Here is a 21,286-nt window from a genome sequence, read left to right as displayed (position 1 = left end):
AGACTATCTAAATTAAAATAACACACAAACCGCGTTGGGGCACACTTAATTTTGTTAACCATCATTATTTCGTCATTAATGCGCCAATCATTAAACGCGTTATCGTGATTCATTTTAGCATAATGCGAACAAACGTTCTACAACAAAAAAGACCGCATTTACCCCAATCTGTTTCGCATCATGAGCAATTCGACCACGATTCGCGGTGGATTTGGCAGCGGAGTGGCTTCATGATAAAATGAAGGGCATTAACTACGCTAACGTAAGGAAGTTGCTCATGCTTAAACTACTCATCATGCTCGTGGTTGCCTATTTACTGGGGGCCATTCCGACCGGCGTTTGGATCGGTAAACTATTCTTTCATAAGGACATTCGTGAGGAAGGTTCTGGAAATATCGGCACCACCAATACCTACCGGGTCCTTGGTAAAACGGCTGGAACGACGGTGATGGTCATTGATATCTGTAAAGGCGCACTGTCCACGCTGCAACCAGTGATCTTTGGGGCACCAGTCGTCCATGGAATTGTCATCAATGGGTTACTCATCGGCTTAGCGGCCATTCTTGGGAACACGTTCTCCATTTTTGACGGGTTCAAAGGTGGTAAGGCCGTGGCAACCAGTGCCGGGATTCTTGCTGGTTATAATTTCCCCTTTTTCCTCATCGCCTGTGTCATCTTTGCATCACTGGTTTACATCACCAGCATGGTTTCCGTTGCTTCGATGGCCGCATTAACAATCATTACATTCATGTCCCTGTTATATCAAGACGGGATTTTAACCACTGTCGCCTTTGTGCTCACGTTGTTTATTATTTACCGTCACCGAAGTAATTTGGACCGCATTAAAACTGGGACGGAGCGGATGGTGCCGTTTGGCTTATACCGGCGCTACCGCCTCACCCATCCCATTAAGGTGCACGAGAAAGACGCACCCGCTGATTCTGATAAAAACGCTGCACCATCTGCGGCGTCTGAAAACCAAGTACCCACAGATAAGGCTACTGATGAGTCGTCCTCAGCGGCTAATCAATCATGATTGATGGAACTCGTCTGGATTGCCCGGACGAGTTTTTTTGATGCCTTAATTTGCACCAGAATAACGCCCATCGACATGTGTCGGTAGGCGTTATTTTTGCTCCAAATGTTTAGTTAAAAGAACTCTAATGCGTAATCTGCATTAAAGGTGGCTTGTGACGCAAGGTGATGGATTCCCGCCTTTGTGGCTAAATCGCCAGTGGCATCAATGGCATCCGCGATCCCCCACCATGGTTCAATGCAAACAAACGGCGCTTTTTGTGGAAACGGTGACCAGATGCCGACGTAATCGGCGTTAGCAAGTGTCATGGCAACCCCGTGTTCATTCACATCGGACGTCAACGTCAGCGTTGTTTCACGTTGATCGAGCTTTAGGATCTTAGCGTCATGTTCAAACAATGCGTGATCGAGCGTCACTGGGTGCGTAAAATCGAGGGTTGTTGGATGATTTTGGTCACTAAACGGCCCCACCAACTGGACCGACGGATATGTTTGCGCTGGACTTGCAGCAATCGTATAATCCTCAAATTCGCCAGTCTTTTGACCCAACGGAACGTTAAAGCCCGGATGCCCACCAATGGAGAAATACAGCGGTTCTTGCCCGGGGTTAGCAACCCGATATTCGACGCTAAGGTGGCGGTCTAACAGACTAAACAAGATGTCTAGTTTGAAGGCAAACGGATACTGTTCACGACTGGTCGCATCGTCCATTAACGTAAACGTCACACTCGTTGCTGTTTGAGCGGTAACCGTAAAATCACGATCCCGGGCAAACCCGTGTTGGGTCATTGAATAGGCTGTTCCTGCTACTTTGTACGTATCATCATGGAGCCGCCCAACAATTGGGAATAAGACGGGTGCGTGCCGTCCCCAAATGGTCTTATCTGCTTGCCACATGTATTCGGTCGCTGTCGCTTGATCGACAACACTAGTCAATTCTGCCCCATGCTCATTAATAAGAACCGTTAAAACATCATTTTTAAGCGTAATCATGAAAAAAGTTCCTCCCAAAATTAACTGTCTGAATCGGTGGGTCCTTGGTGGCCATGATCCACTGCTCGTGGAAAGAAATCGCGGTAGCTTTCCTGGAGTTTTTCCTTTGTAACGTGCGTGTAAATCTGAGTGGTGGAGAGACTACTGTGCCCCAACAGTTCTTGAACCGTCCGCAAATCCGCACCGCCATTCAATAGTTGTGTCGCAAACGAATGACGGAGCATGTGCGGATGAATTGAGCCGGTGAGTGAACTTTTCTTCATCACTTGATTTAGCGCATACTCGATCCCTGCACTGGTCAGTGGTGCCCCCATGCGGTTTATAAACACTGAATCATGGTCCTGATGGTACTTGGCCATTAGGGGCGTTCGGCACTGCTCCTCGTAGGCAAGCAGTGCGTCAGCAGCGTAGTGTCCATAAGGGACGTAACGTTCTTTATCACCCTTCCCATGGACGAGAATCATGTGGGTTTCGCGATCAATATCGTGATAGGTCAACCCGGCGCATTCAGATACCCGCATCCCGGTTGCATACAGCATCTCCAGCAGCGCACGATCACGATACTGAAGTGGTTTATGTCCATCGCCACTAGCCGTTGTTAAGAGTTCATCAATTTCCTTGTCATAAAAAAACCGTGGCAAGCGTTCCGCGTGTCGTTTTAAATTCACGTACACAAACGGATTATCAGTCACTAAATCATTTTTGACCAGGAAGTTATAAAACGACCGCAATGAGGACACCTTTCGGGCAGTGGAGGCCCGGGCATAGTGTGCGTCATACAAGTGACTGAGGTACACGCGCACATCTAAGTGATCAATGGCTTTAAACGACGTGAAGCCGCCATTAGCCACTAAAAATGCCACAAATTCTGCGAGATCTTCACGATACGCCGTAATGGTTTTATCGGAGTACCGCCGTTCAACCTGGAGATATTCCAAAAATAAACGGACCCATTTATCAGCATCTGGTGACGCGGTTAACTGTGGTTGTTCTGACATCATAAAAACCCCCGTTAACTGCTACGTTAGCAAATTAGCGGAGGCTTGACAAGCGTTGTTCAATTTTATTGAAACCGGTTGCCGGATTTATTCAGCTGGTGTTGGTGTCAGTACCGTGTCAGTTGCAACGGGCGTGATCGCTAACGTTGGCAAAAATTCATCCAGTGCCCCCAGTGCGCGAAGTGCAACGGCAGTATTACGTTCACGTTTATCACGAATCCGGCGGTCTAAACCAGGAACAATCCCAAAGTTTGCATTCATTGGTTGGAAATGGTCTGGATCAGCCGTCGTAATGTAATTTGCCATGGCACCAACCATGGTCGTCTTTGGAAAGACCGCTGGCTGTTCATTTAGCGCCACGCGGGCCGCATTGATCCCGGCAAGAATCCCGGAAGCGGCACTTTCAATGTACCCTTCGACCCCTGTCATCTGGCCAGCAAAGAACAAGGTTTTCCGGCTCTTTGTCTGGTACGTTGCGTCCAGTAACTTCGGTGATTTCAGGAATGAATTCCGGTGCATCACCCCGTAACGAACAAACGTCGCCTTTTCTAATCCGGGGATCATGCGGAACACGCGCTTTTGTTCGCCCCACTTTAAATGCGTTTGGAAACCAACGATGTTATACAGGTTCCCAGCCGCATTATCCTGCCGTAACTGAACAACCGCAAATGGCCGTTTGCCAGTCCGGGGGTCATCTAAACCGACTGGCTTCAGTGGCCCGTATAAAAGTGTTTGTCGGCCCCGTTTGGCCATCACTTCCACTGGCATACACCCTTCAAAGACATCGCTATCTTCAAAATCGTGCACGTCCGCCGTTTCAGCATGAATTAAGGCGTCATAAAACGCGTTGTATTCGGTTTCGTTCATTGGTGCGTTGAGGTAGGAGGCCTCACCCTTGTCGTAACGTGACTTCAGGTAAACCTTCTCCATGTCCAGTGAATCCTTATTTAAAATTGGCGCAGCGGCGTCGAAGAAATGTAAATCATCTTCTGCGGTAAAGGCCTTAACAGCGTCAGCTAACGGTCCCGCGGTCAAGGGCCCCGTGGCGACCACCGTGATGCCATCAGGAATGGCAGTCACTTCACCTGAAATCACTTCAACGTTTGGCAAGGCGGTCAATTCAGCCGTGATTTGTTCGGCAAATGGTGTCCGATCAACGGCTAAGGCGCCGCCAGCTGGAACCGCGTTTGCGTCAGCGGAACGAATCACGATACTGTCCATGTGCCGCATTTCTTCCTTTAGCAAACCAGCAGCGTTGCTGATCTGGTTGGCACGCAGTGAGTTTGTGCAGACAAGTTCTGCAAAATTACCGGTTTCATGAGCTGGTGTTAGTTTTGTGGGCCGCATTTCGTATAAACGAACGTTGACCCCCATTTTGGCGATGTGATAAGCCGCTTCACTCCCGGCTAACCCGGCGCCAATCACATTAACAGTGGGCGTAGATTCCATGCTGAATAACCTCGTTTTCTTTTGACTAAAAGTTTAATGATCATGTCTCATTGTAGGCCATCACAGGCAGGCTGTCAGCCTTATTTAAAGAAAACAGCCACCAATTCCGGTGTGCTCCCAGAAATGGTGACTGTATTTAAAGATAATTTACTTTTGGATAGCTTCTTCGTAATCGCCGTTTGGACAAACGACCTGTTTGCCACCCTTGACCTTCTTTTCAACCAAGAAGTGACCATCCTTAGGACAATCACGGCCAATTGGCTTATCCCATGACACAAAGTCACAGTCAGGGAACCGGGAACAGCCGTAGAACAACCGGTTGCGTTTCGACTTTCGTTCAATGATCTGCCCTTTATGGCACTTCGGACAAATAACGCCAATTTCCTTCACGATGGCCTTCGTGTTCCGACAATCAGGGAACCGTGAACAAGCAAAGAACTTACCGTAGCGACCCATTTTAACCACCATGGGTGCCCCACAGATATCACAATCAAAACCAGCTGGTTCGTCCTTGATCTTGATTTTCTCCATGTTCTCTTCGGCTTTTTTTACTTCCGTTGAGAAGGGCTTAAAGAACTCATCAACGACCTTTACCCAGGCTTCAGAGCCCTTTTCGATCCCGTCCAACCGTTTTTCTAAGTCAGCCGTGAACTCCACGTCTTCAATGTCTGGGAAAAAGTCGACGATAACGTTATTCACGATCTCACCGAGTTCCGTCGGGACAAACCGCCGGGCGTCTAACTTCACGTAGTTCCGTCGTTGAATGGTGTCTAACGTTGGCGCATACGTGGATGGACGACCGACACCATTTTCTTCCAGTGCATGAATCAAATTAGCTTCTGAATAACGTGCCGGTGGCTGTGTAAAGTGCTGTTGTGGGTCATTTTTCGTCATCTTAACAGCATCATCGACTGCTAAATCAGGCAACACGTTGTCCTTTTCAGCAGCCCCTTTATAAACCTTGGTGAATCCAGCAAACTTTGTTTTTGAACCGTTTGCACGGAACTGAACGTTGTTTTGATCAATGGTCACCGTCATCGTGTCAGACACTTCAGCTGTCATTTGTGAGGCCACAAACCGGTTCCAAATCAGCTGGTAGAGCCGGAATTGATCATTTGTCAAAAATTCCTTCATGTCAGCTGGCGTTCGGTTCACACTGGTTGGCCGAACTGCTTCATGGGCATCCTGGGCCCCTTCTGGTAGCTTGCCCTTAACTGGTTTAACCGCAGCATATTCAGCCCCGTACTTTTCATGAATGAAGGCGGAGGCTTCTTGCTTAGCTACGTGGGCGATCCGGGTGGAGTCAGTCCGCATATAAGTAATCAGCCCAACGCTACCACCCTTACCAATGTTGATTCCTTCATACAACTGTTGAGCAGCCATCATCGTCTTCCGTGTCCGGTAATTCAGCTGCCGGTTGGCAACCTGTTGCATCGTGGACGTTGTAAACGGTGGTTGTGGCATCCGCCGCCGTTCTTTCCGAACAACATCGGTAATCGTAAACGGCTTTTTTTGATCAATTTGCTTTAATACATCTTGAACTTCATCGACGTTTGCAAGGCCCATCTTTTTACCATGGGTGCCGTAGAAGCTCGCAGCAAATTTACTCCGTCCCTTGCTAAATTCTGAATCGATCGACCAGTATTCAACGGGTTTAAAGTCTTTAATTTCCTGCTCCCGCTTGATGATCAAGGCAAGCGCGATACTCTGAACCCGTCCGGCAGACAGGCCCTTTTTAACTTTCTTCCACAGGATCGGTGAGATAGAATACCCCACCAACCGGTCTAAAATTCGGCGGGCTTGTTGTGCATCCACCAGGTCCATATCAATGTCCCGTGGTTGTTTAAACGCATTTTTAACCGTGTCCTTCGTGATTTCGTTAAAAACCACCCGGTTCTTTTCATCTGGATCGAGCTTTAATAAGTGGGATAAATGCCATGCAATGGCTTCCCCTTCACGATCCGGGTCAGATGCAAGGTACACGCGCTTAGCGTTTTTTGCATCCTTGCGAAGTTCTTTAATGGTATCCCCTTTACCACGAATGGAAATGTAGTGGGGTTCATAATTATTTTCAACGTCGACACCCATTTGTGACTTCGGTAAGTCACGAATATGTCCCTTGCTGGCAACCACTTTGTAGTTCCGGCCAAGGTACTTTTCAATGGTTTTCGCCTTTGATGGTGATTCGACAATGACCAAATTTTTTTTGATCTTTGATTTGGTTTTAGACGTCGCCATGAGGCCACTCCCTTGTTTCAAATGATTTAATGTTACGGAAACTTGATTACATTCAACTACCCATTATTAGCAGTTAAATCTAAATCACCATACTGCACGGGGCGGGGACCTGTCAACTAATTTGAAAGTTTTCTACTATATTATGTTAAAACGACCGGCTTTGACCGCTTGTTAAGGTTCATTTTGTAACGTCAAAAGAACGTCCGCTGCACACGTTACCGGAACTGCGCCGGCAGCGATAAGGGCGTTACACCCAGCAGACATTGGATCCGTGATTCGTCCCGGAACCGCAAGAATGGTTCGATTTTCTTGAAGGCCAATGTTGGCAGTAATGAGACTCCCTGACCGAGCGGCGGCCTCCACCACAAGAATTGCCTGCGAAAGCCCGGCAATGATGCAGTTCCGCTCAGGAAAGCGAAATCGTGCGGGCGGCGTCTTGAGCGGATATTCACTGATCACTAACTGTTCACGGGTCAACCGTTGTTGAAGTGACCGGTTGGCCGCCGGATATGCCACATCAAGTCCGGTGCCAATAACTGCGATGGTTGCCCCGTGGTTCATGAGCGCCTGTTGGTGGCTAAGCGCGTCAACACCAGCGGCCAGGCCGGAAATAATCGGCAATTGGCGGTTCACTGACGTTGGTAGCCACTGATTAAGCACCGTGTAGGCATACGGGCTGGCCTTCCGTGAACCAACAATTGCTAACCCGGATGTTTGGGCCAACCGCCAGTTCCCCCGGCTAAACAACACCAGTGGTGCCCGCGTAGAGCTCCCGTAAATAACGCGGGTAATCGTCATCAAGGATTGTCGTTACCTTGCAGGTTTGCAAATGGTGCTGAACCCGGTCTGCTAACGCCCGCCCCTGCCACTGATTCATAATTTGAGCCTGTTGTTCCGCCGAGCAGGTTACGATCTCAAACAAGCTTTGAAGCGTCAAGTGCTCGTTATGGTGGGTCTGTAAATAGGCCCACACTTGCCGGCGGCCTGCCAGGCCAATGCCACTCTGCACCAGTAAACATAGCCGAATCAAAAACTGCCGGTTTTGTTCAATAACCGGTTCCCCCATGGTAACACCCCCTGTTTCTTAGATTCTTACCTAAACCTACGGAAAACGGCGCTAAAATGTTTGTCAGCATCAAAAAAGCCGTCAAAAATTGACGACTTTTGGTTAATTTATGATTGAGCTAAGCGATTGGCCACCGGGCTAAACGACCGCCGATGAATCGGGGTCACGCCCTGGTCATCTAACGCCGTTAAATGAACCTTGGTGCCGTAACCGTCGTTTTGTTGGAATCCATACCCAGGATAAATCTGATCGTACATCGTCATCAAATGATCCCGGTACACTTTAGCGACGATACTAGCCGCCCCAATACTGATGGAGCGAGCGTCCCCTTTGATCAACTTTTGCTGGTCAATTGGTACATCAATTTGCATGGCATCGATCAATAACAAGTCGGGTTGTTGTGGTAACGCCAACACCGCATCCCGCATGGCAACCCGGGTCGCTTGGTAAATATTGAGGGTATCAATCTGCTTTGGTGACGCGATCCCAATCCCCACGCCCACACACGCTGCCAGAATCTGTGGGTATAACACTTCGCGATCCTGTGCCGTTAGTTGCTTTGAATCGTTGACTCCCAGCACATGGAAATCATGCGGTAATTCAATCGCACAGGTCACCACGGGACCGGCCAGCGGCCCACGGCCCACTTCATCAATCCCAACGACGTGCGCCTGCCCGCGCGCCCACGCGGCCTGTTCCAGTTGTAACCGTTCTGCAAAGGCCGCTTCACGCGCCGCCTCATGTTTAAACGTGCGTTTTGTTCGTTCTAAGAGTGCCACGACCCCTTTTCGTGGATCATCTGCCAGCGCCGTTAGCAATGGGTCATTGGCCTCTGTTACCGCCGCTAACTGGGCTTTAATCGCCGCAATCGTTGGCCGTTTTACCGTGGGTTCAGTCATCCTGATCACTTGCTTCTAAGTCACTTGGTGAGTCAAACGTTAGCCGACCAAGTTTGCCCTTCCGAAGGTCCAGAAGTAACCGTTCGCTCCCGCGTTCGTAGTCGTCTTTAAAGCCCAATCGCTTAGTTAATGCTAGTAATAAATCAACATCGCTGCCGGCCAGTTCATCCGCCGTTAAATGATACCGCGCTGCGAGATCACTTAACTGGTCGTGCTCACGTAAAAAGGTGATGGCAAAGAGGGCCACGTCATCTTTTGCAAACAAAGAATCCTTAATGGCTCCTGTAAGGGCCAACTTTTTACCAACCAGTGGGTCTTCAAACTTCGGCCATAGAACCCCAGGAGTGTCCAACAGTTGCAGGTCATTTCCGGCCTTTAACCACTGTTGCTTTTTTGTGACCCCAGGGCGATCGCCAGTCACCGCCACCTTCTTATTCACCAAGCGGTTTAACAGCGTTGATTTACCAACGTTTGGAATCCCCGCCACAACAGCGCGAATCGTTTGGGACTGAATGCCTCTATCTGCTGCCCGGGCCTGTTGTTCCTTTAAAACCTCACGGGCCGCTTTAGTGAGGTTCGGAATTAATTTCCGATCATTGACATCCACCGCAATGGCGGCCTGACCGTGTTCTCTGTAATACCCTAACCAGGCAGCCGTCATTTTAGGGTCAGCCAAATCGCTCTTTTCAAGAATCAACAGCTTGGGCTTTTTCGCCACGACGTCAGCTAATTCCGGATTCCGTGAGGCTTCTGGAATTCGGGCGTCAACCAGTTCAAACACAATGTCGATCACCTTTAAATTTTCGCGCAGTTGCCGGAGGGCTTTCGCCATGTGTCCGGGGAACCATTGAATTGTCATTTATAAACTCCTTTATTATCATTTAACTTGTGACTAACTTTTTTTAAAACTAGTTCTTTCTAGTGCTTAATGAAGACCTCACTATATAAAATAACATAATTAACTAACAGTTCTTTTTGATTCGAGGCGATTCTTTTAGCAACAGCGGCTTTTTAATGGTTCAACATGCGGATGGTGAACCTAAACTTCAGTAACCATACTGATCATAAAATTGCGTCTCACTATTCACTTTGCTATGATGCTGTCATCAAGGTGAATGCCATTTTTAGTTAAGCGTGATTTAACCGTCACGTCAGTAATCATTATTTTATGACACATACCTGGCCATACTAAGCACTCACACCGTAAAATTAACCAGCACTGGAACAAAGTCCCTTGGTCATTTTAAACGGGCCTACAGCATTATGCAAATGGGATTGTGCTCAATTTACCAAACCGCGTAATCAAGAATTGGAGGCGCTCAAATGACTGTTATTGACGACTATATCCGTGCTGCTGAACCGGATAAGCAACCACGTTTGCAAGCAATTAACGAAACCATCAAAACGGTGCTACCTGACGCGACGGAAAAAATAAGTTGGAACATGCCAACCTATTGGCAGGGGCATAACTTAATTCACTTCGCCGCGTTCAAACACCATATCGGCATTTACCCAACACCTGCCGCGCTAAATGCATTCTCAGACGCAGTCGCGGCTTATCCGCATACCAAAGGTGCCATGCAGATTCCAGATGGCACGCCGTTGCCATTAGCGTTAATCCGCCAATTAGCACATTTTCAACTCGAACAAGAATTAACCAAATAGAGGAACCGCAATTAGGTGAAGTCAACCAACCTAATTGCGGTTTTTATTCTGGAAAGCCCCTCTCGTTTAACCAACTGGTTTGGGCTGACACCTTTGCCATAACGCAACCCATCGAGTCGTGACATTTGTTAAGGAGATTTATATTTTCATCAGGAATCGTTTGGCGCTAAACCATGTTTCGGCGATTCGCAAGCTTGTTTGATACCACCTGAACCAGCACCGTTACGATGGGGGTCAACACCCCGATTTCAGGAACCACGGCGAGCGCTGCAACGGCAATGACACACCAGCAAACGTTGGCAATCACCATGAAAGGCCCTGCCTGCCGTTCCTGAAAGCCAGCCACATCTGTTTCCGCCGGATTATCGCGCCGAATGAGATAAGACATTAGTTGGGCCGCCAACAACCACAATAAATTTTCGGCAATGTAAACAATTTCTGCGCCCCAGTATTCTGGAAACCGGCCAACAAAAGACGTTGTTACTGGTAAAAATGACAGAACGAACAACCAAATCGAAATGCCGATAAAGCCCCCCAGCTTAATTTGTTTGATTGAAATAAACATTTGGTGCTGAATGTACCAGCTAAACATAACTAAGATAAACGTCATTAAATACGAAAAGGCCATCCGCCATTCACTGAAAAGCAGTGTCAAACTCGCCTCTTCTGGCACCTTAATTTCTAAAATCAAAACGGTCAAAACGATGGCAATAATCGCGTCGATAAAGGCTTCCACCCGACTTTTATTCATAAGAATTCTCCTTGATCCACAACAATTGGTTTAAGAAATCAACGCATAGGTTGCTCGAAATTCAGCCAAGATCACGGCTTTAAACGGCTTAATGGTTGCAACATCCACTTGTGCTTGCGCCTCAGGCGTTAACAGCCCCTGTAACTGAAGTGATAACCCGTCTTCAAGATATCGTTCAGCCTGATCTAGTGACAGTTGGTGCAGTCTTACCTGCTGTAAAATCGTTTTAACCAATGCATCCGCCTGAAAAATAACAAAACCAGGGGAATACGTGGGCACAACAGCTCCTACCGTTTGACCTCGGGTAACGTAGGCCGCCAATTGTTCAAAGTAATCGCGGTAGGCCGCATTGAGTTGCTGCGCCAGCTCTGGATACCCCCGTTGCAGATCGGTCATAAACGTGTCGGTGGTTGAACCCATCAACAGGATCGAATTAAGCCAAACGGATAAAAAGGAGGCCGTTGTGAACTGCTTCGGCACCGGATTTTCCGTCAAAAACTGAAAATGGCGTGCCACAACGGCCTGAACGATGTCATCTTTGTTCTTAAAGTATAGATATAACGTGGCCCGGCTAACGTCCACAGCGGCCGCTAAACGGCTCATCGACAATTTTTGAAAGCCTTCAATCAAAATTACGTGATTCAATTTAATGGTTAGTTCTCGTTGATCAATCACTATTTTCCACCTCATCTTCAAAATAAATTTTACCATGGCTTTACATTTTAGACAATAAATTGTATTATCTGTCTAATTTAAAAAATCGAGGCTATTTAATCATGAAAAAAATTGTTGTTTCTGGCGGTTCAGGATTCGTTGCCACCTGGGTCGTTGCTGAATTATTGAATCATCACTACGCGGTGGCGGCCAGCCTGCGATCATTAACAAAGGCAGACGCCATCAAAACTGCAATCGGTCACTACGTTCAACCAGAAGATCTGACCCATTTGACCTTCTTTAAAGCTGACTTAACCAGCCCAGATGGGTGGCAGGCCGCGATGACTGGGGCCGACGGCGTTATCCATGTTGCGTCACCACTGGGAAACGGAACTGAATCAACGGAAGAACTCGTTCATGTTGCGACCAGTGGCGTTTTAAACGTTCTTCAGGCGGCCAATGATGCAGGCGTTAAGCGGGTTGTGATGACGAGTTCACAAGCCGCCGCTACACCAGATAGTCACGCGACGGGAACGTTTGATGAAACTTTTTGGACGGATTTGAATAATCCAGAACTTGACCCCTACCGAATTTCTAAGGTTAAGGCCGAACAAGCGGCATGGGCGTTTGCTGAGCAACACGGCTTGGCGTTAACAACCATTCTCCCCGGCGCCATTTTTGGCCCGGTCATCACAACTAATTTAAGTTCAAATCGCATCTTGCTCCAATTTCTCAAGGGTCAGCGGACACTACCAAAAGTGCCTCTGGAAATCAGTGATGTTCGCGATTTAGCGCAGTTACACCGGCTGGCATTTGAAAATCCGCGGGCCGTTGGGAAACGTTACATCGCATCCTCGCAGACGTTGACGATGCTAGAAGTGGCCCGCCTCTACCAGGATGCCTTCCCTACCCGGCACCTTCATCCCCACCAGTTACCTAACTGGACAACCCGGTTACTGGCCCGCTTCATCCCAAGCCTCCGCTCCCTCGTTCCGATGTTGAACCGGCAGTATCACCACACAACCGCCGCAGCAGAAGCTGACCTTGACTGGTACCAGCACACCCCTGAGACAACAGTTCTTGATGCGGCCAATCGATTGATCGAGCTGGGTCTTGTAAAAAAATAAAGAGAAGGTTAATGAATATGAAAATTGGTATTATTGGCGCCACTGGCAAGACTGGCCAAGCCCTTTTAAAAGTTGCCCATGACCGCCAGCTGGCGGTCACGGCCATTATCCGCGACCCCACAAAACTTGCTGACAAGACCGTCCCCGTCATTGTTCGCGACGTCTTTGCGTTAACGTCGAGCGACGTTTCCGATTTTGATGTTTTGATTTGTGCGTTCGCGTCTGGGAAAAAATCATTGTACGCTCGCGTTAATCAACACTTAGCAACGCTTTTAGAAAACCGTTCGACAAGGCTCATCGTGGTTGGTTCTGGGGCAACACTATTTACTGACAATCTCCGAACAAAAACGGTTGCCGATCAGCTTCCGTTACTCATGAAACCGGCTAGTGCAGCCCACTTCAAAGCGCTCACTGTTTTGAAGACTGCCCCAGGGCTTAACTGGACGTACGTCGCGCCCCCAATGAACTACTTACCAGCCGGCCCCGCTACTGGGCAATATCAGGTTGGTACCGATGTGTTATTGTATGACCACCAGCATAAATCACAAATTAGCTACGCCGATATGGCGGTTGCCCTCTTAGATGAGGCGGTCACGAATGCCCATCCAAATTCTGTTATGACCGTTGCCTGGCGCTAGGTGCACGTCATCAGTTTAAATCGTAAAAACAAACAGGGCCTCATGCTTTCAAGGTTCCCAGTTTTAAGTTTTCTGCATCAAACAGCGTGTTGATCGAATTTCCTACAAAAAAATATCGTTGATTCCTACCGACAATTAAATCGGCAGGAATCAACGATATTTTTGTTCTGATAATGCTGTCGTCAATTCTTAAACGACCAGCATGGTCATGGCAACCCAAGCCCTAAAGTTCAGTTCTAAACTGTGGGAGCTTTGTTGCCTTTGTTGTGATATCAATAAAGCGCGCTTGCTGTGGATCATCGTTAACAGCGGCCCATAGCCGTTTTTGTGCTGCCTGTGTGATGTCAAGTGGCACGAGCGGTTCGCCAGCAGCCAATAATTCGTCCACATCGTGAACAGAGTCTTTCAACGGTCGTGGATCATCCACGTTTAACGCCCGGTTGATCACTGCGGCCATTGGCCCAACTTTTAATAGATCAATGACGGTTTGGTAATCGATCTCATAGGCATCGGCTAAATCCAACGATTCACGAATCCCTGCTTCCGCAGCCATAATTAAAACATTGCTAATCAATTTTAACTTCGCACCAGTACCTAGAGGGCCTTCAAACCGCGTTTTACCCATTCGGTTTAAGACAGGTGTAATTAATTTAATTGTACTAGCGTCACCGCCGGCCATAAACGTCAGCGTGCCGTCACGTGCGTAGCTAACGCCCCCGTTCATCGGTGCGTCAATAAGATATGTTTCGGCAGGCATTGCGGCGTTAATCGCCGTGATTTTATCCGGATTCAGTGTCGATGTAATCACCAAAATGCTGTTTGGTTGAAGAAACTTCACAATGCCAGGGTGAAGGTCATCACCGACATGCAGCGGTAGAACGTCATAAAACATAACGGCAGTAATAACGAGTTCAGCTTCACTGACGGCATCTTGCAAAGATGATGCAACGGTGACCCCGGACTGGTTGAGAAATTGGGTTCGTTTTGCCGGCTCCTTATCCCAAACGACCACGGTGTTATCATCACTGATCAAATGAGGCACCATTTGTGAACCCATGTCGCCAAGACCAATAAATGCAATTTTCATGATAAAACCCCCTCGGTATTCTAGAAGTAAACATTTTAATTGTTCACACTTATTGTAAGAGGAATTCTTTCTAAAGAGAAGGATTCGTACTTTTGACACAAAAGCTCGTAAACACCCATATCCCAGTAGATTAAGCCATTTATGAATCATAGCAATCGAATTAATTAACAAATAGTTGAATAATTAACGCGTTCGACTATACTGAACGTGGAACCGCTAACAAAAGGTAAAATCGAAAGAGGAGGCTTTTATTATGACCAGTAAACCAAAACGTAATTTCCATGACGATGAGTTACTCAATCCCGAGGACAGTGTCTTTTTATTAATCGATTACCAACCCACCCAAGTTAATTCAATCAACTCAATGAATCATGCAAAACTTGTTCAAAACATTGTGGCCGTTCAAAAAATCATCAATACGTTTAAAATTCCGACAATTCTATCAACGGTCAACGTTAAGACCGGACGAAACAAGGATACCATCCCACAACTAAAGGCATTACTTCCCGGCGTAAAATCTTACGATCGCACAACAATCAATGCGTGGGAGGATGTCGAAGTCTATGAAGCAATCCACGCAACCGGCCGCCATAAAATTATTATTGCAGCACTGTGGACGGAAGCCTGTTGCACCTTTCCAACGTTAGACGCGTTAAAGGAAGGTTATGATGTCTTCCCCGTCGCTGATTCAATCGGTGGAACAACGACCATTGCTCACGAAGCCGGTCTCCAACGAATGGTGAGTGCTGGTGCCCAGCTTACCAGCATTGCGCAATTGGGGTGTGAACTTCAACGTGACTGGAACCGGACAGAAACCGTCGACGGTTTCTTTGATGACATGGTGAATGCAGGCGCATTCTTAGAATTATAAGCCCTACCATTAACCTTTGGACCCACATGAGTTCACTTAATTAAAAATAATGCGGTCTCATTACCATCTGTCATGGTAGCGAGACCGCATTATTTTTTAGGCTTACTTCATGGACCGGCTGGTCATCCGCATCACAATGTTGTGGTACAGTCCGGGGTGAACCCGGGCAACACGGGCCATCATCCGGTCACTAAAACTGTAGTAGTACCGGCGATGTGGACGTTCATCCGTGGCAGCCCGGTAAAAGACCTTAGCTAGATCAGCGGACGTCGCTGACGAATGGCTCCCGACATTTTCAACCATCGCTAACGTTCCGTTGATCAACGCCTGGTAGGGTGTGTTTGCTGAGACATTCTTTTTAATGGACCCCATGGCAATGTCTGCCCAAGCAGACTGTGTGCCGCCGGGTTCCACGATTACTGAACGGAGCCCAAACTGGCGAATTTCCATATCAAGGACATCGGACCAAACGTTTAGGGCATGCTTGGTGACGTGATACCAACCACCAAGCGCCGAATACATGTCACCACCGATGGACGAAATGTTCACGATCCGGCCAAATTGCTGCTTTCTCATGGTTGGCAGGACAAGTTTCGTTAATTCAGCGGCACCAAAGAGATTGGTTTCAACCTGTTGGTGCGCCTTTTCTGAAGACACTTCTTCTAAGGGACCATACTCACCGTAACCGGCATTGTTGATTAACACGTCAAGCGTTGGCTGAGCCTGCGCGGCCCGGACAAATGATGCCCGTGAATCTGCGTCCGTTACATCAAGTGCAACCGGATGAATCCCCGCTCCTGTTGGAATTTTTTCAACCCGGCGCGCACCAGCGTAAACTTCCCATCCTTGATCTGCAAACAACAGGGTTGCCGCTTCTCCCATACCGCTTGAGGCACCTGTAATTAAAACTGTTTTCTTTGTCATCATGATAATCTCCCTTTCTTCATTAACTAAGCAATATGGCCTTGTTGTTTGAGCATCGCCAGAATGTCTTCTGAGAACCAGCCGTGGATGATTTTCCCACCTTTGACCGTGTATTTACCAAAGCCATTCCACTTGGCGTGCTTGTTAGTTGCTGGGTAGCCCATGAATTCGCCAACCTGAGTACCTTCATTTGTAAACTGAACCCAAACATCATCACCATGAACGGTAACGTCTAGAATCGTTAAGTGCATGTCACTAAACGCTCGAACACCACCACTCATAAAGGCTTTAAGTCCGTGAACAGTGCCAAGGGAGCCACCCTCCCACAGCAGATCTTCATCCCACACTTCGGCGATAACGTCACCGTTACCTTGGTTTAACCCCTCGTTGATAAACTTCATTACTGGTGCTAACGTTGCTTCTTCCTTTGTCATATGAATGACCTCCTAGTCTTGAATGTACACTGAATCGTGACTGTACCGATGGTTCGTTAAGTTTGTGATCATAAATTCGGCTAAATCTGCTCGGGCTCGGACGACGTGATCCTGCTTTTCCTTTGTCCGTAATATTGGGTGCATGGCCATCATAACGGCACGCATCCCAAGGCTCAGTTGCTTTCGACTTTCTGGGCTGGTCCCAAACCCTGTCAACAGTTCTACTCTGGTCATCCCCGTTTGTTTCATCGCCAGTGTAATATTTTTGGTCGGCGTGACAATGTTGTCATCGCCCAGTGAAATGATCACGGCGTCACTGCCTGCCAATGCTGTGACCAGGCTCATAACATCCTCGTAATCGACGCGCTTCCATGAGACACCCTTACGAGATTCAGTCGGATGTTCATGACGGCTAACAGCCACGACCTCATGCCCTTGGCGTACCGACTCATCGATCAAATGGTGCCCAACGCTTCCCGTCGCTCCAAAAATGGCTACTTTCATCATTCAGCCTTCCTTTATTAAACAATCGTTTAGTTAAACAGCAAAAATGAAAGCCGTTACCGGCTTACTTTTTGATCAATCCATCAACGGATAGTTGAATGACCGCTTCCAATTCGTCAAGACCAACCGTCTGGTGCGCTGCCTGTCGTTCCTGAATTTGCATAATGAACGGACCAAACAGTAAGACGGTGGCGGCCTCAATGTTATCTGTCACCAGACATTGCTGAGTAACAGCCTGCTGGAACAAGTCATTAAGCGGTTGTGCAGACGCATTTCCCTCTGCAAAGGCCGTCTTTGTGACTAACTCAGGGTTGGCACGAATTGCCGTTATGAAGATGGCCTCCAACGGGTAGTTCGTGTACATTCTGGCAAAATGGGTCACGGCTTGGTAAATTTTTTCCGGCATGGACTTCCCTTTTTCAATGTCAGCTTGGAGCCGATCATCAAAGAGGAGCTTGATTTTCAAGAACATCTGCGACAACATGTCGGTCTTATCCTTGAAGTACACATAGGGTGTCCCAGAACTGACGTGGGCGTACTTCGCAATTTTGCTAAACGATAGCCCTTGGATGCCCTCATCCTTAGTGATCACAAGGATCGCCTGTTCAATTAACTGCTTTTTTTGTTCATCAACTTTTCGCATAACTGTATATTAAACGATTGTTTAGTTATTGTCAACTGTCACGCTGAACCTTTTAAAATAACGAGACAACAATAAAAACCATCATGTGCCCACGACTCAACCCGGCGGCCTGCCTGCCTTAACGTCATCGATCCACGCCTGTTGATTTGCTGGCAACTGACGATCTTTATTATTCATTGGCGCTTCGTCCTCGTAGAAGAACGGGAGCTCATAACTGCCGACTTCCAAAAACTTCAACTGGACGCCGAATTCAGCCTCGTACGTTGCCTTTTGACTTTCTAAATAATGAAACAAATTTTTCCCAAGTGAACTTTGTCGTGAACTTCCTAAAATAATATCAATTGTAATCATTGGTTAATTTCCTTTCTTTTCTAACGTTTTGCGCCAGACAATCAGAGCGAAAACGACAACGAGTAACCCCGTGCCGAAACCATAAATTTGTCGTTGTCCGGTAATAAAAAAGTTAACATACCGCGGCTCAAAGTTAGTCACGGTGGCATGAGCTGACCGGCTCATACTAATAAATAGTAATGATGTCGCTAACGCATTGCCTAACACCATCCCGAGATTTCGTGATAGTGAGTTGATGCTACCGGCGACCCCGAGAACAGTGGGTATAACAGCGCCCATAATCATCGAGTTGTTTGGTGATTGAAAGATGGCATTGCCCAGGCCAAGAAGCGCGACGATCGCGCCAATCATCGCTAAGCTCGTATGAAGGCCTAAGCAAATCAACCCAAGCTGAGCTAGTAAAATAATCATCGCACCCACTAAGGTGACCTGAATTGTTCCAAAGCGGTCAGCTAACCGCCCGGAAATTGGCGCAACGATCACCTGAACCACTGGTAACATCATCATGATCAGGCCACTAACACAAACTCCAATCAGTTTAGCATTCTCAAGGTAGAATGGCATTAAGACCATGTAAAAGTTATTCGCAATAAAAATCAAGATTGCGGTAATAATGCCAATGGTGAAATCCACTTGGTAAAATAGTGAAAAATCAAGAAGTGGCGCCGCCATGTGCTGCTCATGGTAAACAAATGCCACCATCAAAATAATTGCGGCAAGAAGCATCACCACGAGCCAACCGTTTGTGTACCCCACTTGCTGGCCCGCATAAATGTACCCAAAAAAGCCGGTGAGACTCAACCCATTAAACAGAATTCCTTGCCAGTCAAGCTTCGTTTTATGGTGGGAACGTTCCACTGGAAGGATGATGAATCCCCACATTGTCAGCACGATTCCAATGGGCACGTTGATCCAAAAAATGGCCTGCCAGGGAAAGAAGGTTAGTAACACCCCACCGATTCCCGGGCCTGTGATCATGCCCAGTGCTACAAAGGACCCGATCCACCCTAAGGCTTGGCCTCGTTCACTGGTTGGAAAAATTTCAGTAATAATGCCGTTGTTCGTGCTCATGGTCATGGCCGCGCCCACCGCTTGAACGAACCGGGCCACCAATAACCACGTGATGGTGGTGCTAAGACCACAAAAAAGTGACCCCAGTGTAAAAATAATCATCCCAATTTTAAACAGATTGGCTTTTCCAAAGGTATCGCCTAACTTACCAGAGAACAATAAAAAAACACAAATTGTAATGAGGTAACTCGAGATAATTAGTTCTGAAATTCTCATGGTTGTTGCGAGCGCTTGATTGATTCGCGGTAACGCGACGTTGACAATACTGGCGTCTAAATCCGCCATAAACGTCGTTAACCCAATACAAACTAAAATTTGCCACCGCGGTAACGGTTTTTGAGTCATCACAGCCCTCCCTATTTCTATTTACGTGAATACATATTATAATATAATCCAGTTAACTTCCGTTTGCAATATCTATTCACGAGAATTAAAAAAGGAGATTTCCATGACTAACCAAAACCAAGCACAACAAACAATGGCGCAAATCAACCATTTGCTGACCCAGGATGGAAATGCCGATCTCGAAAAACAGTGGCTTGAGCAACAGGCAGAAGCACAGCCTGAACTCCTGGATGCCATTCGCCAATTAACAACGCAGGATTTTCGGGTCATTGCAGAAATTGATCGTGCCCAGGAGATTCATATCAAGGCCCTTCCAGCATTAACAGCCCTCTCCCAGCCCACCATTTCCCGCATTATCACCCGTTTTACAACGGCCACACTCCTAGAAAAATATCAGAAACCAGATAATAAAAAGGATTTTCTCGTTCGGCTGACGCCACTTGGCCAGCAGGTCGCTGATCTCCATCGGCACCTCGATCAACAGTTGTTGACGCAAGTTGCGAACATTCTTGACGCATTTCCTGACGATGAAGTGACGCATTTCAACCAAATGCTAACTAAAATCGGGCAAATTCAGCCGGAACTATACGGCTACCAAACAAAAAGAGTGGTTCACCGATAACAATCAGTGAACCACTCTTTATTTGGAATTAAGCTTCCGAGTCTAAATATAAATGCCATGCGTCATCAAAAACATCCATACTTGGTAAATAACGGGCGTTTAGTTCAAGGTAACTGGACACATCATCAAAATTCTCGGCCTGCTTTGGAAACGCCTGGTCCAGAAAGGCGTTATTGGCAAACTGCGCGACCGGGTCATAACTGTCGGAATTACGTTGGGTCATGAGGAATTGATAGAAACTCCGTCGCATGTGCTTCTCCTTATCTTTTCGTTACTTTACTTCTTTATCAAACTGCGCTTGTGGAATCCCCGCTTTAAAGACGTAGGTCCCGCTGTTAACATCCAGTGTTTCCGCCTGTAAATTAAGTGACCGTTTCGACCCAACCTTACTGAGGTCGATCAAAACCGTGTCTGTCTTTGCATCCGCACTGATTCCCTTTGGAAATTTGTAATTCTTTGCCACGAAGGTCATGACGAAGTGAACCGGAAGCTGTAGGCGGCCCACTGCCATTCGCGTGGCACGAAGCTTGATGTTGCCGTCCTTGGTAACGCTCGGTTCCATGATGAGTCCATACGTGATGTTCGCCCCTAAAAACTTAGTGGTGCCGTACAGCATCGCGTTTTTGTTGATCACAAATTTATAATTGTACTCATTATGCTTTGTTTGATTAATGTAGTAGTCAGCTAACGCGTTCACTTGCTTCGTATTAAGTTGAACCTGAAACGTTGCGTTAGAGGCTGCGGCCTTTTTGGTGGCCGCAACTGGTTGATCAACGGGCTGCGTCGCCTCAATTCCCACCCAAAGTCCCACTGCAACGAGCAGGCCAATGAGGCTCAATGCCACAATCTTCCAACCATTTTTCGGCCGCCGTGGTTTTGCCGTTGTTCGTGTTTGTGAATCTGCCATAATGATCTTCCCTC

24 protein-coding genes and 1 pseudogene are annotated in these 21,286 nt (G+C 47.4%); 6 read left to right on the top strand and 19 right to left on the bottom strand.

Going from position 1 to position 21,286, the window contains the following annotated elements; genetic code table 11:
* Nucleotides 1-277 precede the first annotated feature (277 nt).
* Nucleotides 278-880 (top strand): annotated as a pseudogene (gene plsY / locus ACKTR5_RS07475) (glycerol-3-phosphate 1-O-acyltransferase PlsY); the annotation flags it as partial.
* Nucleotides 881-1,149: 269 nt separating this feature from the next.
* Here the strand turns inward: plsY and ACKTR5_RS07470 are convergent.
* The 8 genes from ACKTR5_RS07470 to ylqF all read right to left on the bottom strand — a co-directional run bounded on the left by ACKTR5_RS07470 (nt 1,150) and on the right by ylqF (nt 9,537).
* Nucleotides 1,150-2,028, bottom strand: a complete 879-nt coding sequence (locus ACKTR5_RS07470) for an aldose 1-epimerase family protein (RefSeq protein WP_407880448.1) — start codon at nt 2,026-2,028, stop codon at nt 1,150-1,152.
* Between the two features lie 20 nt (nt 2,029-2,048).
* Nucleotides 2,049-3,026, bottom strand: a complete 978-nt coding sequence (gene xerC, locus ACKTR5_RS07465) for a tyrosine recombinase XerC (RefSeq protein ID WP_407880446.1) — start codon at nt 3,024-3,026, stop codon at nt 2,049-2,051.
* Nucleotides 3,027-3,113: 87 nt separating this feature from the next.
* Complete coding sequence (gene trmFO / locus ACKTR5_RS07460) at nt 3,114-4,475, bottom strand: methylenetetrahydrofolate--tRNA-(uracil(54)-C(5))-methyltransferase (FADH(2)-oxidizing) TrmFO (RefSeq protein ID WP_407880444.1); 1,362 nt, start codon at nt 4,473-4,475, stop codon at nt 3,114-3,116.
* Between the two features lie 147 nt (nt 4,476-4,622).
* Nucleotides 4,623-6,713 carry a type I DNA topoisomerase gene (gene topA, locus ACKTR5_RS07455; protein WP_407880442.1) on the bottom strand — a complete coding sequence of 697 codons (2,091 nt, stop codon included), beginning with the start codon at nt 6,711-6,713 and terminating at the stop codon, nt 4,623-4,625.
* Nucleotides 6,714-6,884: 171 nt separating this feature from the next.
* The gene (gene dprA / locus ACKTR5_RS07450) at nt 6,885-7,511 is read right to left on the bottom strand and encodes a DNA-processing protein DprA (RefSeq protein ID WP_407880441.1); all 627 of its coding nucleotides are present in this window, start codon (nt 7,509-7,511) and stop codon (nt 6,885-6,887) included.
* Complete coding sequence (locus ACKTR5_RS07445) at nt 7,453-7,779, bottom strand: hypothetical protein (RefSeq protein WP_407880440.1); 327 nt, start codon at nt 7,777-7,779, stop codon at nt 7,453-7,455. The genes dprA and ACKTR5_RS07445 overlap by 59 nt, the downstream gene beginning before the upstream one ends.
* A gap of 107 nt (nt 7,780-7,886) precedes the next feature.
* Entirely contained in the window at nt 7,887-8,678 is a 792-nt protein-coding gene (locus tag ACKTR5_RS07440) for a ribonuclease HII (RefSeq protein WP_407880438.1), read from the bottom strand.
* Complete coding sequence (gene ylqF / locus ACKTR5_RS07435; protein ID WP_407880436.1) at nt 8,671-9,537, bottom strand: ribosome biogenesis GTPase YlqF; 867 nt, start codon at nt 9,535-9,537, stop codon at nt 8,671-8,673. The genes ACKTR5_RS07440 and ylqF overlap by 8 nt, the downstream gene beginning before the upstream one ends.
* 464 nt (nt 9,538-10,001) lie before the next feature.
* Here ylqF and ACKTR5_RS07430 point away from each other — a divergent pair, with 464 nt between their 5' ends.
* The gene (locus ACKTR5_RS07430) at nt 10,002-10,343 is read left to right on the top strand and encodes an iron chaperone (RefSeq protein WP_407880435.1); all 342 of its coding nucleotides are present in this window, start codon (nt 10,002-10,004) and stop codon (nt 10,341-10,343) included.
* A 166-nt stretch (nt 10,344-10,509) separates the two neighbouring features.
* Here ACKTR5_RS07430 and ACKTR5_RS07425 read toward each other — a convergent pair whose 3' ends face one another.
* Nucleotides 10,510-11,094 (bottom strand): TMEM175 family protein, encoded by a 585-nt coding sequence (locus tag ACKTR5_RS07425; protein ID WP_407880433.1) that lies wholly within the window; start codon nt 11,092-11,094, stop codon nt 10,510-10,512.
* A gap of 30 nt (nt 11,095-11,124) precedes the next feature.
* Nucleotides 11,125-11,769, bottom strand: a complete 645-nt coding sequence (locus tag ACKTR5_RS07420) for a TetR/AcrR family transcriptional regulator (RefSeq protein WP_407880431.1) — start codon at nt 11,767-11,769, stop codon at nt 11,125-11,127.
* A gap of 101 nt (nt 11,770-11,870) precedes the next feature.
* Here ACKTR5_RS07420 and ACKTR5_RS07415 point away from each other — a divergent pair, with 101 nt between their 5' ends.
* Nucleotides 11,871-12,875 (top strand): NAD-dependent epimerase/dehydratase family protein, encoded by a 1,005-nt coding sequence (locus ACKTR5_RS07415; RefSeq protein WP_407880429.1) that lies wholly within the window; start codon nt 11,871-11,873, stop codon nt 12,873-12,875.
* A gap of 17 nt (nt 12,876-12,892) precedes the next feature.
* Nucleotides 12,893-13,513, top strand: a complete 621-nt coding sequence (locus ACKTR5_RS07410) for an NAD(P)-dependent oxidoreductase (RefSeq protein WP_407880427.1) — start codon at nt 12,893-12,895, stop codon at nt 13,511-13,513.
* A 223-nt stretch (nt 13,514-13,736) separates the two neighbouring features.
* On the opposite strand, the gene ACKTR5_RS07405 is transcribed toward ACKTR5_RS07410, so the two are convergent.
* Nucleotides 13,737-14,600 (bottom strand): NAD(P)-dependent oxidoreductase, encoded by an 864-nt coding sequence (locus tag ACKTR5_RS07405; protein WP_407880426.1) that lies wholly within the window; start codon nt 14,598-14,600, stop codon nt 13,737-13,739.
* Between the two features lie 253 nt (nt 14,601-14,853).
* On the opposite strand from ACKTR5_RS07405, the gene ACKTR5_RS07400 reads away from it, so the two are divergent.
* Complete coding sequence (locus tag ACKTR5_RS07400; RefSeq protein ID WP_407880424.1) at nt 14,854-15,471, top strand: isochorismatase family protein; 618 nt, start codon at nt 14,854-14,856, stop codon at nt 15,469-15,471.
* A gap of 102 nt (nt 15,472-15,573) precedes the next feature.
* Here the strand turns inward: ACKTR5_RS07400 and ACKTR5_RS07395 are convergent, their stop codons facing one another.
* From ACKTR5_RS07395 to ACKTR5_RS07370, 6 genes are all read right to left on the bottom strand, one after another.
* Nucleotides 15,574-16,395, bottom strand: a complete 822-nt coding sequence (locus ACKTR5_RS07395; RefSeq protein ID WP_407880462.1) for an SDR family NAD(P)-dependent oxidoreductase — start codon at nt 16,393-16,395, stop codon at nt 15,574-15,576.
* Nucleotides 16,396-16,421: 26 nt separating this feature from the next.
* Complete coding sequence (locus tag ACKTR5_RS07390; RefSeq protein WP_407880423.1) at nt 16,422-16,829, bottom strand: ester cyclase; 408 nt, start codon at nt 16,827-16,829, stop codon at nt 16,422-16,424.
* Nucleotides 16,830-16,841: 12 nt separating this feature from the next.
* Entirely contained in the window at nt 16,842-17,336 is a 495-nt protein-coding gene (locus ACKTR5_RS07385) for an NAD(P)-dependent oxidoreductase (protein WP_407880421.1), read from the bottom strand.
* Nucleotides 17,337-17,397: 61 nt separating this feature from the next.
* Nucleotides 17,398-17,976, bottom strand: a complete 579-nt coding sequence (locus ACKTR5_RS07380) for a TetR/AcrR family transcriptional regulator (protein ID WP_407880420.1) — start codon at nt 17,974-17,976, stop codon at nt 17,398-17,400.
* A 96-nt stretch (nt 17,977-18,072) separates the two neighbouring features.
* Nucleotides 18,073-18,327: a hypothetical protein gene (locus ACKTR5_RS07375; protein WP_407880418.1), complete on the bottom strand. Its 255-nt coding sequence runs from the start codon at nt 18,325-18,327 to the stop codon at nt 18,073-18,075.
* Nucleotides 18,328-18,330: 3 nt separating this feature from the next.
* Nucleotides 18,331-19,743, bottom strand: a complete 1,413-nt coding sequence (locus ACKTR5_RS07370; RefSeq protein ID WP_407880416.1) for an MFS transporter — start codon at nt 19,741-19,743, stop codon at nt 18,331-18,333.
* Nucleotides 19,744-19,846: 103 nt separating this feature from the next.
* Here ACKTR5_RS07370 and ACKTR5_RS07365 point away from each other — a divergent pair, with 103 nt between their 5' ends.
* On the top strand, nt 19,847-20,365 hold the full coding sequence (locus tag ACKTR5_RS07365; protein WP_407880415.1) for a MarR family winged helix-turn-helix transcriptional regulator: 519 nt from the start codon (nt 19,847-19,849) through the stop codon (nt 20,363-20,365).
* A 28-nt stretch (nt 20,366-20,393) separates the two neighbouring features.
* On the opposite strand, the gene ACKTR5_RS07360 is transcribed toward ACKTR5_RS07365, so the two are convergent.
* Nucleotides 20,394-20,615, bottom strand: a complete 222-nt coding sequence (locus tag ACKTR5_RS07360) for a YozE family protein (protein ID WP_407880414.1) — start codon at nt 20,613-20,615, stop codon at nt 20,394-20,396.
* 21 nt (nt 20,616-20,636) lie between these two features.
* Nucleotides 20,637-21,272: a YpmS family protein gene (locus ACKTR5_RS07355; RefSeq protein WP_407880413.1), complete on the bottom strand. Its 636-nt coding sequence runs from the start codon at nt 21,270-21,272 to the stop codon at nt 20,637-20,639.
* Nucleotides 21,273-21,286 lie beyond the last annotated feature (14 nt).

The sequence above is a fragment of the Furfurilactobacillus entadae genome (assembly GCF_045862745.1).
GTDB classification, from domain to species: domain Bacteria; phylum Bacillota; class Bacilli; order Lactobacillales; family Lactobacillaceae; genus Furfurilactobacillus; species Furfurilactobacillus entadae.
This window is presented reverse-complemented; position numbering and strand designations above follow the sequence as displayed.

What these genes read in the sequence shown, in the direction of transcription:
- ACKTR5_RS07470 (WP_407880448.1), bottom strand. Translation starts at nt 2,028, where the DNA reads ATGATTACGCTTAAAAATGATGTTTTAACGGTTCTTATTAATGAGCAT.
- xerC (WP_407880446.1), bottom strand. Translation starts at nt 3,026, where the DNA reads ATGTCAGAACAACCACAGTTAACCGCGTCACCAGATGCTGATAAATGG.
- trmFO (WP_407880444.1), bottom strand. Translation starts at nt 4,475, where the DNA reads ATGGAATCTACGCCCACTGTTAATGTGATTGGCGCCGGGTTAGCCGGG.
- topA (WP_407880442.1), bottom strand. Translation starts at nt 6,713, where the DNA reads ATGGCGACGTCTAAAACCAAATCAAAGATCAAAAAAAATTTGGTCATT.
- dprA (WP_407880441.1), bottom strand. Translation starts at nt 7,511, where the DNA reads ATGACGATTACCCGCGTTATTTACGGGAGCTCTACGCGGGCACCACTG.
- ACKTR5_RS07445 (WP_407880440.1), bottom strand. Translation starts at nt 7,779, where the DNA reads ATGGGGGAACCGGTTATTGAACAAAACCGGCAGTTTTTGATTCGGCTA.
- ACKTR5_RS07440 (WP_407880438.1), bottom strand. Translation starts at nt 8,678, where the DNA reads ATGACTGAACCCACGGTAAAACGGCCAACGATTGCGGCGATTAAAGCC.
- ylqF (WP_407880436.1), bottom strand. Translation starts at nt 9,537, where the DNA reads ATGACAATTCAATGGTTCCCCGGACACATGGCGAAAGCCCTCCGGCAA.
- ACKTR5_RS07430 (WP_407880435.1), top strand. Translation starts at nt 10,002, where the DNA reads ATGACTGTTATTGACGACTATATCCGTGCTGCTGAACCGGATAAGCAA.
- ACKTR5_RS07425 (WP_407880433.1), bottom strand. Translation starts at nt 11,094, where the DNA reads ATGAATAAAAGTCGGGTGGAAGCCTTTATCGACGCGATTATTGCCATC.
- ACKTR5_RS07415 (WP_407880429.1), top strand. Translation starts at nt 11,871, where the DNA reads ATGAAAAAAATTGTTGTTTCTGGCGGTTCAGGATTCGTTGCCACCTGG.
- ACKTR5_RS07410 (WP_407880427.1), top strand. Translation starts at nt 12,893, where the DNA reads ATGAAAATTGGTATTATTGGCGCCACTGGCAAGACTGGCCAAGCCCTT.
- ACKTR5_RS07405 (WP_407880426.1), bottom strand. Translation starts at nt 14,600, where the DNA reads ATGAAAATTGCATTTATTGGTCTTGGCGACATGGGTTCACAAATGGTG.
- ACKTR5_RS07400 (WP_407880424.1), top strand. Translation starts at nt 14,854, where the DNA reads ATGACCAGTAAACCAAAACGTAATTTCCATGACGATGAGTTACTCAAT.
- ACKTR5_RS07395 (WP_407880462.1), bottom strand. Translation starts at nt 16,395, where the DNA reads ATGACAAAGAAAACAGTTTTAATTACAGGTGCCTCAAGCGGTATGGGA.
- ACKTR5_RS07390 (WP_407880423.1), bottom strand. Translation starts at nt 16,829, where the DNA reads ATGACAAAGGAAGAAGCAACGTTAGCACCAGTAATGAAGTTTATCAAC.
- ACKTR5_RS07385 (WP_407880421.1), bottom strand. Translation starts at nt 17,336, where the DNA reads ATGATGAAAGTAGCCATTTTTGGAGCGACGGGAAGCGTTGGGCACCAT.
- ACKTR5_RS07380 (WP_407880420.1), bottom strand. Translation starts at nt 17,976, where the DNA reads ATGCGAAAAGTTGATGAACAAAAAAAGCAGTTAATTGAACAGGCGATC.
- ACKTR5_RS07375 (WP_407880418.1), bottom strand. Translation starts at nt 18,327, where the DNA reads ATGATTACAATTGATATTATTTTAGGAAGTTCACGACAAAGTTCACTT.
- ACKTR5_RS07370 (WP_407880416.1), bottom strand. Translation starts at nt 19,743, where the DNA reads ATGACTCAAAAACCGTTACCGCGGTGGCAAATTTTAGTTTGTATTGGG.
- ACKTR5_RS07365 (WP_407880415.1), top strand. Translation starts at nt 19,847, where the DNA reads ATGACTAACCAAAACCAAGCACAACAAACAATGGCGCAAATCAACCAT.
- ACKTR5_RS07360 (WP_407880414.1), bottom strand. Translation starts at nt 20,615, where the DNA reads ATGCGACGGAGTTTCTATCAATTCCTCATGACCCAACGTAATTCCGAC.
- ACKTR5_RS07355 (WP_407880413.1), bottom strand. Translation starts at nt 21,272, where the DNA reads ATGGCAGATTCACAAACACGAACAACGGCAAAACCACGGCGGCCGAAA.